This window comes from Streptomyces lunalinharesii, from assembly GCF_039532155.1.
Classification (GTDB): Bacteria; Actinomycetota; Actinomycetes; order Streptomycetales; family Streptomycetaceae; genus Streptomyces; species Streptomyces lunalinharesii.
The window spans coordinates 1-13,165 of record NZ_BAAARK010000032.1; the positions used below are offsets into that span (position 1 = coordinate 1).

Here is a 13,165-nt window from a genome sequence, read left to right on the forward strand (position 1 = left end):
CGGGGGGTGGGGGGCGATGGGGGGTGCGGGGGTGGTTTTGGTGGCCGTGGTGGCGCCGGTGGCGGTGGAGGCTGCCGCGGTGGCTGCGGTGGGCGGTGTGACGGGTTGGGTGCCGGGGGGTGGTGGTGCGGCGGTGGCGGAGCGCGGGGTGGCCAGGGCGAGGGCGGCGGCCACGCAGGTGGCGGTCGCCGCCAGGCCGGCGCAGAGCTGGTGCGTCAGGGGGCGCATGAGGGTGCCTCGGGCGTGCCGGTGTGCGCGGGGTGCGGGGCGGTGGCGGTGCGGTGCGGGCGGGCGTCCGCCGCGGGCGGGCCGGCGGCCGTGCGGCGCGGTCCGGTGTGCGCGGCGCCCGGGCCGGGGTGCGGGCGGACCGTCCCGGTCATTGGGCGGATGCCTTCTGCCTCATGCTGCTCAGCCTGCGACGGGGGATGTTCGCCCGCGCGTGGGGATGCGTCAAATGGAGGGCTGGGGTAGTGCGGAGGGATGGTCGGCGCACGTCGGGGGCTCGTCCCCGCCGGGAGCGGTACGGGGCTTCGCTTCCGGCCGGAGGGTGGGGTGAGGTCGGGGGAGTCGGATGGGGTGGGGGTGAAGGGTCGTTCCCTCGGTCCCGCGGCCGTGGCGACCGGTCGGCCGGGCCGTCTCGCCGAGGGGCCCCGCCGGGCGCGGTCGCATGTGCTCCAGGTCACACGGCGGGTGGGAAATATCCGGGGAGCCGATCCCCGTTTGTAGGTGGTGTTGGGCGAAGCGGGGAGTGGTTCCCCGGTTTCGTGGGTGTGGCGAGTGCGAAGGGAGTGTGCCGACGTGTCCGGAGAGGTGCGGGTGAAGAGTGTGCCGCCGCGGCTGCGGGCCGATGCGGTGCGCAACCGGGAGCGGATCATCGCGGCCGCGCGGGAGACGATGGTCGAATTCGGCGCCGAGGTGCCCTTCGATGAAATCGCTCGACGCGCAGGTGTCGGCAATGCGACGCTTTATCGTCACTTCACGGATCGCCGGGAGTTGATCCACCACGTCACGCTTTCCGTCATGTCCCGTATCGCGGACCGCGCGGAGCGTGCCCTCGCCGAGGAGTCAGATGCCTTTGAAGCGCTGCGGCGCTTCGTCCACGACGCGGTGGAGGAGCGGATCGGAGCGCTGTGCCCGTTGCTCTCCGACGGCATCGACCCGGCCCATCCCGATCTGCTCGCCGCGCGCGGGCGCCTGGACGCGGCCATCGAGGTCGTCATGGGTGCCGCGCGGGACAGCGGCCAGCTGCGCGCCGACATCGCCGTCGGTGACCTGATGGTCGCGCTCACCCAGCTCACGCGCCCGTTGCCGGGCGGTGGCTGTCACGACTTCGACAGGTTCGCGCACCGGCACCTCCAGCTGTTCCTGGACGGCCTACGGGCCCCCGGCCGGTCCGAACTACCGGGCTGCGCCGTCACGTTGGGGGACCTGAGGCGCCGCTGCTCGTGAGCCGCGGCGGCTGAGGCGGGCGGGGCCGGACCGACCGGCCCGTCGCGCCGCCGGACTCCGGTGTCCGGTGTCCGGTGTCCTCCAATGTCCTCCGGTGTCCTCCGCCGGGACGTCGTCTTCCGTATCCGTCCCCCTCCCCCCGCGGGTGCGCGCCCGCTTCCCGATCTTCCGTCCGCACCAGTCCACGACTTCGCACTCCACGACTTCGCACTCCACGACTCCGCAGTTCCTCAGTTCCGCAGTTCCTCGGTCCTGCCCCGTTCTTCGCCTCCGTTCCGTTACGCACCACTAGGTGGACCCCGTCATGCCTGAAACCGTCCCGTCCGTCGATCCCCGGCGCTGGAAAGCGCTGATATTCATCGCCCTCGCGCAACTGATGGTCGTCCTCGACTCGACGATCGTGAACATCGCGCTGCCCTCCGCCCAGGACGACCTGGGGATCAGCGACGCCAACCGGCAGTGGGTCATCACGGCCTACGCGCTGGCCTTCGGCGGCCTGCTGCTCTTCGGCGGGCGGCTCGCCGACCTGTGGGGCCGGCGCCGGACCTTCATCATCGGCCTGATCGGCTTCGCGGCGGCCTCCGCGGTCGGCGGGGCCGCGCTCAACGAGGGCATGCTGCTGGGCGCGCGGGCGCTGCAGGGCGTCTTCGGCGCACTGCTGGCGCCGTCCGCACTGTCGCTGCTGGCGGTGACGTTCACGGAGGCCCGGGAGCGCGCCAAGGCGTTCGGCATCTTCGGCGCGATCGCCGGTGGCGGTGGCGCGGTCGGCCTGATCCTCGGCGGCGTGCTGACCGAGTACATGAACTGGCGCTGGACGTTCTTCGTCAACATCCCGTTCGCCGTGATCGCCGCGACCGGCGCGGTGCTGGTCATCCGCGAGCCCGCGGAGGGCCGCAACTCCTCCCGGCTGGACGTGCCCGGCGTCATCCTGGCGACGCTCGGCCTGGTCTCGCTGGTCTACGGCTTCACCCGGGCCGAGTCGGACGGCTGGCTGGCGGGTGTGACGCTGGGGCTGTTCGCCGCGGCGGCCGTGCTGTTGCTGACGTTCGTCGTGGTCGAGTCCAAGGTGGCGGCGCCGCTGCTGCCGCTGCGGGTGGTCGCCGAGCGGAACCGCGCGGGCGTCTACGCGTCGCTGGGCCTGGCCGTGATCGGCATGTTCGGCCTCTTCCTGTTCCTGACCTACTACCTGCAGATCGTGAAGGGCTACACGCCGGTGATGACCGGTCTGGCCTTCCTCCCGATGGTCGCGGGCATGATCACCGGTTCGACGCAGATCGGCGCCCGGTTGATGACCCGGGTGCGGCCGCGGCTGCTGATGGCGCCCGGCTTCACGGTCGCCGCGCTCGGCATGCTGGTGCTGACCCAGATCGACCTGGACACGTCCTACCCGGCGCTGATCCTGCCCGGCTTCGTCCTGATGGGCCTGGGCATGGGGACGGCGTTCATGCCGGCCATGTCGCTGGCCACGCACGGGATCCAGCCGCGGGACGCCGGCGTCGCCTCCGCGATGGTCAACACCTCGCAGCAGGTCGGCGGCGCGATCGGCACCGCCCTGCTGAACACCATTGCGGCCAGCGCCACCACCGCGTACGCGACCTCGCACGCGGCCGGCGCCCGCTCGGCGGACCTGCTCAAGCTCCAGTCGATGGTGCACGGCTACGCCTCCGCCATCTGGTGGGCGGTGGGCATCCTGGCCCTGGCGGCGGTGATCGCCTTCACCCTCATCAACACCGGGCGGCCCGGCGGCGGTTCGCCGGCGGCGTCGTCGGACGACGGTGCGGGGGCGTCGGCCGGCGCCGAGGAGTCGGTGCAGGTCCCGGTGCTGGTGCACTGAGGACGGGACGGCGGGCGGGGCCCGCGGGACGACGCCGCGCCGACACCGGCGCGGCGTCGGGCGGCCGGTGCGGCCGCTGCGCCCCCTTGCTTCCGCACGCCCCGAAACCATCCGAACGCGTGGCGCTGCGCCGGCCTCCCCCCGTTCCGCTGACGCTCAGCGGAGCCAGGGGAGGTCGGCGCCCTGCGGTTGGAGGCCGTCGGCGATCACGCAGCAGATCTCGTCGAGTTGGCTGATCTGTTCCGGTGTGAGGCGGTCGAAGATCGCGGCCCGGACCGCGTTGACGTGTCCGGGGGCGGCCTTCTCCAGGATCCGCAGCCCCTCGTCCGTGAGGTGGGCGTTCTGGCCCCGCTTGTCGGACGGGCAGTTCTCGCGCTGGACCCAGCCGTTCTTCTCCAGGCGGGCGACGGCGTGGGAGAGCCGGGACCGGGTGATCTTGGCGTTCTGGGCCAGCTCGGTCATCCGCATCCGGCGCCGCGGCGCGCGGGAGAGCTGGACGAGCAGGCCGTAATAGACGTGCGGCATCCCGGCGTCACGCTGGAGCTGGCGGTCCAAGTGGTCCTCCAGGAGCGTGGTGGCGTGGAGGTACGCCTGCCAGGCGTGCTGCTCCTCGTCGTCGAGCCAGCGCGGCTCGGTCGCGGATTCGTTGCTCATGCCATCCACTCTCTCACCGCCATGCTAATTATTGAATATTTAACAATGCTGGTTCGGCTGAGAACGGTCTTCTTCCGGTCGGGGGGCCGGTGCCGACGAACGGCGCGGTGCGGGGCCCCGGGCGCGGGGGATCCGGGTCGGCCGCAGGTGCGTGCGCCCCGCGGTGGGACGGCCGGCGTCGCGGGGCGGTCGGATAACGCCAGTGTGACGCCGTGGCGCCGTTATGTCGTTAATGTCGAAACCATTTCTCGGCCGGGGTGCCGTCCGGGCGCCGCCCCGCCCGCGTGCCCGGACGTCCGGAGCGGCGCCGGTGAGCCGCCGGCGCGATCAGTCCTCGCCCGGAGTGATCAACTCCATGGACCGGAGCGCGGCCAGCAGGGCGCGGTCGTCGCCGTCCGGGGTCCAGGACGCCACGTCGAGGGCGGTGTCGGTCAGCTTGATCGCGTGCTCGTCGCCGTGCGCGGCGGCCCGCTCGAAGACCTCCTGCGGGGTGAGCGCCCCGGCCTTGAGGGCCGGCAACGGCTCGGCCGGGCTGTAGACGGAGGTGAGCGCGGCGCTCGCCGTCCAGGCCGCCGCGAGCGAGGGCGCCCACAGCTCGCGGGGGAGCACCGGGAGGGTGCGCAGGATCGCGTTCGGCGCGGTGGCCGCGTGCACCAGGAGGACCGCGTTGCCGTGGCCGTAGTCCAGGTACCGGTGGGTGGCGGCCCGCACCAGCGCGGCCAGCTGCTCGCGCGCGTCCTCGGGCCCCTGTGGTGCGCGCAGCGACTCGGCGGCGGCCAGCCAGCCCTGAGTGCCGGGGAGCTGGGCCAGTCCGTCGACGACCGACGTCTGTTGGTCGGCGACGTGCGGGAGCGTGGCGAGCGCGTCGTCGGGGGCGGCGGTGCCACTCGGTCGCACGGACACCGGCAGCGTGGTGTGGCGGGCCGCCCAGTAGCCGATGGCGTGCGCCAACTCCGCGATCCGCGGCTCCTCTTCGCCCTGCTCCAGGAGGGTGCGCACGGCGTGGCCGACGCGGATCACCGGGTGGGTGGCGGCGCCCGCGATGCCGGGGAGCAGCCGGGGCCACCACTCGGCGAGCACCTCCCGCCAGGGGCGTTCGGCGACCTGGCGGGTCAGGTGCGCGGTCCAGTCGGTGACCCGGCGCGGATCGCCCAGCGCCTCCTGCCAGTTGGCCTCGGTGATCGTGGTCCGCGTGCTCGGTACGTCCTCCAGCCGGGTGGCGTAGTCGTCGAGCCAGCGGTGGACGGTGCGCGCCTGGCCGTGCCGGACCAGGGCCTCCACGGCCATCGGGCCGTGATTGCTGAGGAAACCCTTGAACTCGGGCCCGGTGGTGTGGAGGCGTTCCAGGGCTTCGTCGAGTGTGCCGCTCGTCGTATCCATGGACCGAGGCTAGGACCGGGCCCCGGGGCCGGGTAACGGGCCGCGGACGGATCCCCAACCGGCCGGTGGGACTACGGCCTTGGTCTTACGGCGGGTGGTGGAACGCGGCAGGGGGCGCGGTGCGGCCGGCCGGCGGGCGGGGGTGCCGCGCGGCCACGAGCAGGGACGCCGGCGGCGCGACGGGGCGTTGTCAGTGGTCGGTGCGACGCTGAAGTCGACGGGTGAGGCGCTGAAGTGGGCGGGTACGGAAGGGGGTTGGGTTGGTTCAGGGCGTGCAGGGTGTGCAGGGCGGGTGGGGGGGGGGCTCGGTCATGCGGACCTCGGATGCGGATTCCGGACGGGAATCCGGACGGAGGGTGTCGGGTTTGGGCGGGAGCCTGGACGGCATGACGCGTGCGCGTGGACGACGGAACGGGAGCGGTGCGGGGGCCGGAGGCGAGGCGGTCGGTTGGGCGGCCGTGGAGGCGGCGGTGCCGGAGTTCGCCGCGCTGGTGCGGGAGCGGTTCGGACTGCACCGGCACCACGTGCTGGCCACGCTGCGCAAGGACGGCGCGCCACGACTGACCGGGCTGGAGGCGGACTTCCGCTACGGGGAGCTGTGGCTGGGCATGATGGCGGGCTCGCGCAAGGTGCAGGACCTGCGGCGGGACCCCCGGTTCGGACTGCACGTCAACCCCGGCGGCGGGACGGACCTGGCCGGGGGTGACGTGCGGGTGTCCGGGCGGGCGGTCGAGGTGAGCGATCCGGGCCTGACGGCGCGGTACGCGGCGGCGGTGCAGCCGCCGGAGCCGTTCCATCTCTTCCGGGCGCTGCTGACGGAGGTGGCGCGGACGTCCGTCGAGGCCCCGTTCATGAAGTTGGAGGTCTGGCGGCCGGGCCGGCCGCTGCGGACGATGCGACGGACGTCGGAGGATCCGGAAGTGCTGGAAGTGCTGGAGGTGCTGGAGGGCTGAGTTGGCCGGGGAGGGGGTGCGGTCGGTCGACGCTGCGTCAAGGGGGTGGAGCAGCCTCGCACTTGGGGGCGGTCGCCCGGGTGCGGTCAGTGTGCGGCGTGCAGGCGGTGGCGTCCGGCCGCGTGCGGTTCGTGGGGGCGGTGCAGGCCGTGCGGCTCGCGCTTGCGGTGGGTGCGGAAGACGTAGAGCGAGACGAGGAACATCGCGAAGAACATCCCGATGCCCCACGCCACGGAAGCCAGCACCGACGGCCGGCTGCCGCCGAGGGAGTAGAGCCAGCCCATCGACGCCCCGAAGAGCGCGCCGTAGGCCAGGGCGCGGGACTCGGTGAGCATGCTCGACTGGAAGTGCGCCAACGTGACGCCCAGGATCCCGGTGACCACCGCCGCGATCAGCCCGAGGAGCGCGGCCTGGCCGCCCTTGGCCCCGTTGGTGTGGTCCATCCAGATCGTGTAGCAGCCGAAGCAGAGCGCCGCGATGATCGGCAGCGTCACGGTGAGCGGGGCGCGGCGGATCGTGTCGGCGACGGAGCGCCTGGGGGCGGCGTGCTCGGCGGGGCCGGAGGCCGACGCGCCGTGCTCCGGCTCGACGGTGCCGTGCGAGCGGGCGGCCCGGGCGCCGGACGGTTCGCCCCGGCGGGCGGGCTGGTCGCCATGCGCGTGCTGGTCCATGACGGGCTCCTCTCGTTCGCCCTTCTTCCTGTCCAGGCGACACCCGGGCACCGGCGCCGGCAACCGGAGCGGCCCCGCGGGCGAGGGGAGCGGCCCGCGCGGCGCCGGAGCGTCCGCCGGTCCGTCCCGCGCCTACCGCAGGTCCTTCTGGTACCAGGCGACGTCCCAGTAGCGGTCGAACTTCCGTCCCACCTCGGTGAACGTGCCGATGGGGCGGAAGCCGAAGCGGGCGTGCAGCCGGACGGACGCCTCGTTGGGCTGGGCGACCCCGGCGTAGGCGCGGTGCACGTCCTCGTCGGCCAGCGCCGCGAAGAGCGCCCGGTACAGGAGCGTGCCGACGCCCCGGCCGCCGGCCTCCGGCGCGCAGTACACGGTCGTCTCCACGGAGGTCACGTACGCGCCCTTGGGGCGGAAGGCGCTGCTGGTCGCGTAGCCGAGCAGGGAGCCGTCCCCCTCTCCCGCGGACCGCGCAACCAGAAGGCGGTGCGGACCGTCTTTGGGGTGGGAGAGCAACCACGGGCGACGTTGGTCGGGGCTGAAGGGCTCCGTGTCGAATGTGATGGCCGTCTCACGGACGTAGTGATTGTAAAGATCCGTAAGGGCTGTGAGGTCCGTCTCGGCGCCCGCTCTGACCTGCACTTCCCCGCGCTCAGGCGACATCTGTCCTCCCTCGTGACGGCGCAGGGTACTGCATGATCAGAAAAATCGAAGGACGGCTTGGGAATTCTGTCCGGATTCCGGCCGTTGTTTCCTTCGGACGGGTCAGCCGGTTGGCCGCACGCGGTCCCCAGGCCGACGACCCGCTCCACTGTCCCGCGACCGACTCAGCGCTAAGGGAGCATCCGCATGGCAACCCGTGCCGTCGCCCGTCGTCAGGCCAGCACCACCGGCTCTGGCCAGGCCAACAGCGTTCGCGCAGCAGGCGGAGACATCGCCGACCGCGACCTGGTCGGCATGTACCTCGACGAGATCGCGCGCACGCCGCTGCTCGACGCCGCCAAGGAGGTCGAGCTGTCCCAGACCATCGAGGCGGGCGTCTACGCCCAGCAGATCCTGGACGGCGAGATCACCGAAGGCAACGCCGCCGGCGCCCAGCGTGAGGAGCTGGAAGCGCTGGCCGCCGAGGGCGAGCGCGCGAAGGACGTCTTCATCCGGTCCAACCTGCGCCTCGTCGTCGCCGTCGCCCGCCGTTACCCCCGCGCCGGCCTGCCGCTGCTCGACCTGATCCAGGAGGGCAACGCCGGTCTGGTGCGCGCCGTCGAGAAGTTCGACTACGCCAAGGGCTTCAAGTTCTCGACCTACGCGACGTGGTGGATCCGCCAGGCCATCACCCGCTCCATCGCCGACCAGTCGCGCACGATCCGGCTCCCCGTCCACCTCGTCGAGGAGCTGGGCCGGATCCGCCGCGTGCAGCGGGAGTTCAACCGCGAGAACGGCCGCGACCCGGAGCCGGAGGAGGTGGCCGGCGAGCTGGGTTCCACGGCGGCCCGCGTCACCGACGTCCTGGACTGGGCCCGCGACCCGGTCAGCCTGAACATGTCGGTCGACGACGACGGCGACACCCAGTTCGGCGACCTGCTGGAGGACACCTCCGCGGCCTCGCCCGAGCAGTCGGTGCTCACGCTGCTGCGCAGCGAGGAGTTGGAGGACCTGATCGACCGCCTCGACCAGCGCACCGCCTCGATCATCAAGGCCCGCTACGGCATCGACGACGGCCGCGAGCGGACGTTGACGGAGGTCGGCAAGCAGCACGGTCTGACTCGTGAGCGGATCCGCCAGATCGAGAAGCACGCGCTGCTGGAGCTGAAGCGGATGGCGCGGGACACCGGGTTCGACGCGGCGGCCTGAGCCGCGTCCCCGGGGCGGGCCCGCACGACGGTGACGTCGGGCGCGCGGGGTTCCGCGGTGGCCCGCCGGTGACGTCAGGCCCGCGGTGATGCCGGGCCGGCGGTGACGTCGGCCCTGGGTGCAGGCGTTTTTTGGGCGAGCCCCGGTGCCGTGACGGCGTCGGGGCTCCTTTGTGTCCGCGGGGTCGTGTCCAAGGGGTGGCGTCCACGGGTTCGTGTACGAGGGCGTGCTGTGTGCCCGGGTGGGCCCACGCGTGCCCGGAGGGGGCCCGTCATGCGTGATCATGCCCGTTTGAGTCCGATTGGATGCCCGTATCTGTTTACTTGGGGATGGTGTGGGCGTAGCATCCCGGTGAAACCACAGGTTCGGGCATGGAACGGACACGGACGCAGATGCAGAGGTACGCCCCCGAGCGCCAGCAGGAGATCCTGCGGCTCGCCCGTGAGCGCGGGCGGGTCGACGTGCTCTCCCTCGCCGAGGAGTTCCAGGTCACCGCCGAGACCGTCCGGCGTGACCTGAAGGCGTTGGACCGCGCCGGTCTCGTCCGCCGGGTGCACGGCGGCGCCATCCCGGCCGGCCGCCTGGACTTCGAACCCGACCTCGCCGAGCGGGACGCGGTCGCCGCCGACGAGAAGCAGCGCATCGCCCGGGCCGCGCTCGCCGAACTGCCCGGCGGCGAGGGCCCCGGCAGCGTGATCCTCGACGCCGGCACCACCGCGGCCCGGCTCGCCGCGGAGATCCCGTTGGAGGCCGAACTGACCGTGGTCACCCACGGCCTGCCGGTCGCCGCGCGGCTGGCGGACCACCCCGGCCTCACCCTCCACCTCGTGGGCGGCCGGATCCGGCACCGCACCCGGGCTGCGGTCGACGACTGGGCGCTGCGCGCCTACCGGGAGATCAACGCCGACGTGCTCTTCCTGGCGACCAACGGCTTCTCCCTGGAGGGCGGGTTGACCACGCCCGACCTCGCGGAGGCCGCGGTCAAGCGGGCGTTGATCGCCGCGGCCCGCCGGGTGGTGCTGCTCGCCGACTCCGCCAAGTTCGGGCAGCAGCACTTCGCCCGGTTCGGCGACCTCGCGGACGTCGACCTGCTGATCACCGACACCGGGCTGAGCCCCGAGGACGCGCGGGCCATCGAACGCGCCGGCACGGAAGTGGTCCGCGCATGACGCCGCCCCACGGGCCCGCCCGCCACGCCGCCACCGCCACGACCGCGACCCGCGTCGCCCACCCCACCGGACCGGTACACCCATGATCGTCCTCACCGTCACCCCCAACCCGAGCCTGGACCGCACCTACGAGGTCCCGGCGCTGGAGCGCGGCGCCGTGCTGCGGGCCACCGCCGACCGCGTCGACCCCGGCGGCAAGGGCGTCAACGTCTCCCGTGCGGTCGCCGCCGCCGGCCACCGCACCCGCGCCGTCCTGCCGTTGGGCGGTCCCGCGGGCGCGGCGCTGGCCGGGCTGCTGCGGGCCGAGGGCATCGACGTGGCGGGCGTCCCGGTCGCCGGCCAGACCCGTTCCAACATCGCCGTCGCCGAACCCGACGGCACCCTGACGAAGATCAACGCGGCCGGTCCGGAACTCACCCCCGAGGAGTCCGAGGCGCTGTTGACCGCGGTCGGCGAGGGCTCCGCCGGTGCCGACTGGATCGCCTGCTGCGGCAGCCTGCCGCGCGGCCTGGCCCCCGAGTGGTACGCCGAACTGGTCGCCAGGGCGCACCGCGCCGGTGCCCGGATCGCCCTGGACACCTCCGGCCCGTCCCTGACCGCGGCCCTGCGCGAACGCCCCGACGTCGTCAAACCCAACGCCGAGGAGCTCGCCCAGGCCGTCGGCCGCCCGCTGACGACCGTCGGCGACGCGGTCGAGGCCGCCGAGGAACTGCGTTCCTGGGGCGCCCGGGCCGTCCTGGCCTCGCTGGGGGCGGACGGGCAGCTCCTGGTCGACGCGGACGGCGCCCGCTTCGGCAGCGCCCCGGTCGCCGCCGTCCGCAGCAACGTCGGTGCGGGGGACGCCTCGCTCGCCGGTTTCCTCACCGCGGGCGGCAGCGGCGCCCCGGCGCTGGCCGCGGCGGTGGCGCACGGCGCGGCCGCCGTGCAACTCCCCGGCAGCCTGATGCCGACGCCCGCGGACCTGGCCCCGGAACGGGTCGTGCTGAGCGCCGAAGTGCCGCTCGGCCGGCCGCTGACGGAACCGGTCCCCGATCCGCCCGCACCCCGTCCCCACCGCCCGCCCGGCGGTACCGCGCGCAAGGGAGCCCGCGATGAGTGAGTTGATCAGCGCGGACCTGGTCGACCTCGACCTGTCCGCCGCCACGAAGGACGCCGCCGCCCGGTCGTTGGCGCAACGGATGGTCGCCGCCGGTCGGGTCACCGACCTGGAGGGGTTCCTCGCGGACGTCGCCGCCCGCGAGGCCCAGATGCCCACCGGGCTGGACGGCGGCATCGGCATCCCGCACTGCCGCAGCGCACACGTCACGGAGCCGACGCTGGCCTTCGGGCGCAGCGCGGCCGGCATCGACTTCGGCGCCGCGGACGGCCCGGCCGACCTGATCTTCCTGATCGCGGCTCCGACGGGCGGCGACGCGGACCACCTGTCGATCCTGTCGTCGCTCGCCCGCCAGTTGATGGACGAGGCGTTCACCGGCGCACTGCGGTCGGCGGTCGAGCCGGCGCGGGCGGCGGCACTCATCCGGGGCGAACAGCCGGAACAACAGCCGGAGCAACAGCCGGAAGAGGAGCCGCGGTCGGAGTCGGAGTCGGAGTCGGAGTCGGCTCCGGAGCCGACGAGTCCCGAGGTCCCGTCCGCCGCCCCCACGGCCACCCCTGAGGCCCCGGCCCCGGCCCCGTTCCGCATCGTCGCCGTCACCTCCTGCCCCACCGGCATCGCGCACACCTACATGGCCGCCGAATCGCTGGCCAAGGCCGCGCGGGCGGCCGGGGTCGAACTCACCGTCGAGACCCAGGGATCGGCCGGCTTCCAGCGCCTCGACCCGCAGCTGGTCGCGGCGGCCGACGGCGTGATCCTCGCGCACGACGTCGAGGTGCGGGACCGGGAGCGGTTCGCCGGCAAGCCGCTCGTCGACGTCGGGGTGAAGGCCGGCATCAACCGTCCCGCGGAACTCATCGCCGAGGTCCGCGAGAAGGCCGCCCGGGGCCCCGTCCCGGCCCCCGACGCGTCCGCCCGCCGCGCCGCCCCCATGGACGAGGGCGCCGGGGCCGCCGACGGCTACGCCACCCGGCTCCGCACCTGGCTGATGACCGGCGTGAGCTACATGGTCCCGTTCGTCGCCGCGGGCGGGCTGCTGATCGCCCTGGCGTTCGCGATCGGCGGCTACACCGTCGACAAGGCGCCGTCGGTCGCCGACCACTTCCTGTGGACCGAGTCGGCCAGCTGGGCGGCGCTGTTCTTCCAGGTCGGCAGCACCGCCTTCGGCTTCCTCGTCCCGGTCCTGGCCGGCTTCATCGCCTACGGGATGGCGGACCGACCCGGCCTGGTCCCCGGCTTCGTCGGCGGCGCCGTCGCGCTGACCGTCAACGCCGGCTTCCTGGGCGGGCTGATCGCCGGCCTGTTGGCGGGCGCGGTGGTGCGGGCGATCCAACGGATCGACGTGCCGCCGGTGCTGCGCGGCATCATGCCGGTGGTGGTCATCCCGCTGCTCTCCTCGGCGGTGGTCGGCTTCCTGATGTTCCTGGTGGTCGGCAAGCCGATCGCCGCGCTCCAGGAGGCCCTCACCGGCTGGCTGTCCGGCCTCTCCGGAGCCAACGCCGTCATCCTCGGCGTGCTCCTGGGCCTGATGATGTGCTTCGACCTCGGCGGGCCGCTGAACAAGGTCGCCTACGCCTTCGCGGTCGGCGGCCTGGCCAACCCCAACCCGGGCAGCCTGAAGGTGATGGCCGCGGTGATGGCGGCCGGCATGGTCCCGCCGCTGGCGATGGCGCTGGCCACGACCGTGCGGGGCCGCCTGTTCACCCGGGCCGAACGGGAGAACGGCAAGGCCGCCTGGGTCCTCGGCGCGTCCTTCATCACCGAGGGCGCCATCCCGTTCGCCGCCGCCGACCCGCTGCGGGTGATCCCCTCCGCGATGGTCGGCGGGGCGGTCACCGGCGGCCTGTCGATGGCCTTCGGCTGCACCCTCCGCGCCCCGCACGGCGGCGTCTTCGTGGTCCCGCTGATCGGCCAGCCGCTGCTCTACCTGCTCGCCGTCGCCGCCGGCACCGTCGTCAGCGCCGCCCTGGTCGTCCTCCTCAAGAGCCTCCGGACCCCGGCGGCCGGAACTCCGGGCACGGACGGACCCGCCGCCGACGCCCCGCACCCCCAGGTGAGCACGCACCGAGAGGTAACCACCCACTAAGAAGTAGGTACTTGTCCGGAACTGC

At 73.5% G+C, this 13,165-nt stretch carries 12 protein-coding genes and 1 pseudogene; 7 read left to right on the forward strand and 6 right to left on the reverse strand.

Annotation, left to right across the window (positions count from 1 at the left end):
* Positions 1-228, reverse strand: a pseudogene (locus ABD385_RS32295) (M6 family metalloprotease domain-containing protein); the annotation flags it as partial.
* Complete coding sequence (locus ABD385_RS32300; protein ID WP_344582694.1) at positions 216-380, reverse strand: hypothetical protein; 165 nt, start codon at positions 378-380, stop codon at positions 216-218. The pseudogene ABD385_RS32295 and the gene ABD385_RS32300, both read right to left, overlap by 13 nt.
* Before the next feature lie 418 nt (positions 381-798).
* Here ABD385_RS32300 and ABD385_RS32305 point away from each other — a divergent pair, with 418 nt between their 5' ends.
* Positions 799-1,449 (forward strand): TetR/AcrR family transcriptional regulator, encoded by a 651-nt coding sequence (locus tag ABD385_RS32305; RefSeq protein ID WP_344582696.1) that lies wholly within the window; start codon positions 799-801, stop codon positions 1,447-1,449.
* Positions 1,450-1,753: 304 nt separating this feature from the next.
* Complete coding sequence (locus tag ABD385_RS32310; RefSeq protein ID WP_344582697.1) at positions 1,754-3,283, forward strand: MFS transporter; 1,530 nt, start codon at positions 1,754-1,756, stop codon at positions 3,281-3,283.
* A 156-nt stretch (positions 3,284-3,439) separates the two neighbouring features.
* Here the strand turns inward: ABD385_RS32310 and ABD385_RS32315 are convergent, their stop codons facing one another.
* Positions 3,440-3,937, reverse strand: a complete 498-nt coding sequence (locus tag ABD385_RS32315; RefSeq protein ID WP_344582699.1) for a MarR family winged helix-turn-helix transcriptional regulator — start codon at positions 3,935-3,937, stop codon at positions 3,440-3,442.
* A gap of 327 nt (positions 3,938-4,264) precedes the next feature.
* Positions 4,265-5,317 carry a questin oxidase family protein gene (locus ABD385_RS32320; RefSeq protein WP_344582701.1) on the reverse strand — a complete coding sequence of 351 codons (1,053 nt, stop codon included), beginning with the start codon at positions 5,315-5,317 and terminating at the stop codon, positions 4,265-4,267.
* Positions 5,318-5,703: 386 nt separating this feature from the next.
* Here ABD385_RS32320 and ABD385_RS32325 point away from each other — a divergent pair, with 386 nt between their 5' ends.
* Positions 5,704-6,270 carry a pyridoxamine 5'-phosphate oxidase family protein gene (locus ABD385_RS32325; protein ID WP_425585527.1) on the forward strand — a complete coding sequence of 189 codons (567 nt, stop codon included), beginning with the start codon at positions 5,704-5,706 and terminating at the stop codon, positions 6,268-6,270.
* 86 nt (positions 6,271-6,356) lie between these two features.
* Here the strand turns inward: ABD385_RS32325 and ABD385_RS32330 are convergent, their stop codons facing one another.
* Positions 6,357-6,941 carry a hypothetical protein gene (locus ABD385_RS32330; RefSeq protein ID WP_344582702.1) on the reverse strand — a complete coding sequence of 195 codons (585 nt, stop codon included), beginning with the start codon at positions 6,939-6,941 and terminating at the stop codon, positions 6,357-6,359.
* A 132-nt stretch (positions 6,942-7,073) separates the two neighbouring features.
* Positions 7,074-7,601 carry a GNAT family N-acetyltransferase gene (locus ABD385_RS32335; RefSeq protein WP_344582704.1) on the reverse strand — a complete coding sequence of 176 codons (528 nt, stop codon included), beginning with the start codon at positions 7,599-7,601 and terminating at the stop codon, positions 7,074-7,076.
* Positions 7,602-7,787: 186 nt separating this feature from the next.
* Between ABD385_RS32335 and ABD385_RS32340 the strand changes: the two genes are divergently transcribed.
* The 4 genes from ABD385_RS32340 (at position 7,788) to ABD385_RS32355 (ending at position 13,140) form a co-directional block, all read left to right on the forward strand.
* The gene (locus ABD385_RS32340) at positions 7,788-8,789 is read left to right on the forward strand and encodes a sigma-70 family RNA polymerase sigma factor (protein ID WP_344582705.1); all 1,002 of its coding nucleotides are present in this window, start codon (positions 7,788-7,790) and stop codon (positions 8,787-8,789) included.
* A gap of 371 nt (positions 8,790-9,160) precedes the next feature.
* Positions 9,161-9,958: a DeoR/GlpR family DNA-binding transcription regulator gene (locus ABD385_RS32345; protein WP_344582707.1), complete on the forward strand. Its 798-nt coding sequence runs from the start codon at positions 9,161-9,163 to the stop codon at positions 9,956-9,958.
* An 85-nt stretch (positions 9,959-10,043) separates the two neighbouring features.
* The gene (gene pfkB, locus ABD385_RS32350) at positions 10,044-11,057 is read left to right on the forward strand and encodes a 1-phosphofructokinase (protein WP_344582797.1); all 1,014 of its coding nucleotides are present in this window, start codon (positions 10,044-10,046) and stop codon (positions 11,055-11,057) included.
* On the forward strand, positions 11,050-13,140 hold the full coding sequence (locus ABD385_RS32355) for a PTS fructose transporter subunit IIABC (protein ID WP_344582709.1): 2,091 nt from the start codon (positions 11,050-11,052) through the stop codon (positions 13,138-13,140). The genes pfkB and ABD385_RS32355 overlap by 8 nt, the downstream gene beginning before the upstream one ends.
* The last annotated feature ends 25 nt before the right edge of the window (positions 13,141-13,165 follow it).

Bases quoted from the DNA above. Each gene is read 5' to 3' on its own strand.
- ABD385_RS32300 (WP_344582694.1), bottom strand. From the start codon at position 380: ATGACCGGGACGGTCCGCCCGCACCCCGGCCCGGGCGCCGCGCACACC.
- ABD385_RS32310 (WP_344582697.1), top strand. From the start codon at position 1,754: ATGCCTGAAACCGTCCCGTCCGTCGATCCCCGGCGCTGGAAAGCGCTG.
- ABD385_RS32315 (WP_344582699.1), bottom strand. From the start codon at position 3,937: ATGAGCAACGAATCCGCGACCGAGCCGCGCTGGCTCGACGACGAGGAG.
- ABD385_RS32320 (WP_344582701.1), bottom strand. From the start codon at position 5,317: ATGGATACGACGAGCGGCACACTCGACGAAGCCCTGGAACGCCTCCAC.
- ABD385_RS32325 (WP_425585527.1), top strand. From the start codon at position 5,704: ATGACGCGTGCGCGTGGACGACGGAACGGGAGCGGTGCGGGGGCCGGA.
- ABD385_RS32330 (WP_344582702.1), bottom strand. From the start codon at position 6,941: ATGGACCAGCACGCGCATGGCGACCAGCCCGCCCGCCGGGGCGAACCG.
- ABD385_RS32335 (WP_344582704.1), bottom strand. From the start codon at position 7,601: ATGTCGCCTGAGCGCGGGGAAGTGCAGGTCAGAGCGGGCGCCGAGACG.
- ABD385_RS32340 (WP_344582705.1), top strand. From the start codon at position 7,788: ATGGCAACCCGTGCCGTCGCCCGTCGTCAGGCCAGCACCACCGGCTCT.
- ABD385_RS32345 (WP_344582707.1), top strand. From the start codon at position 9,161: ATGGAACGGACACGGACGCAGATGCAGAGGTACGCCCCCGAGCGCCAG.
- ABD385_RS32355 (WP_344582709.1), top strand. From the start codon at position 11,050: ATGAGTGAGTTGATCAGCGCGGACCTGGTCGACCTCGACCTGTCCGCC.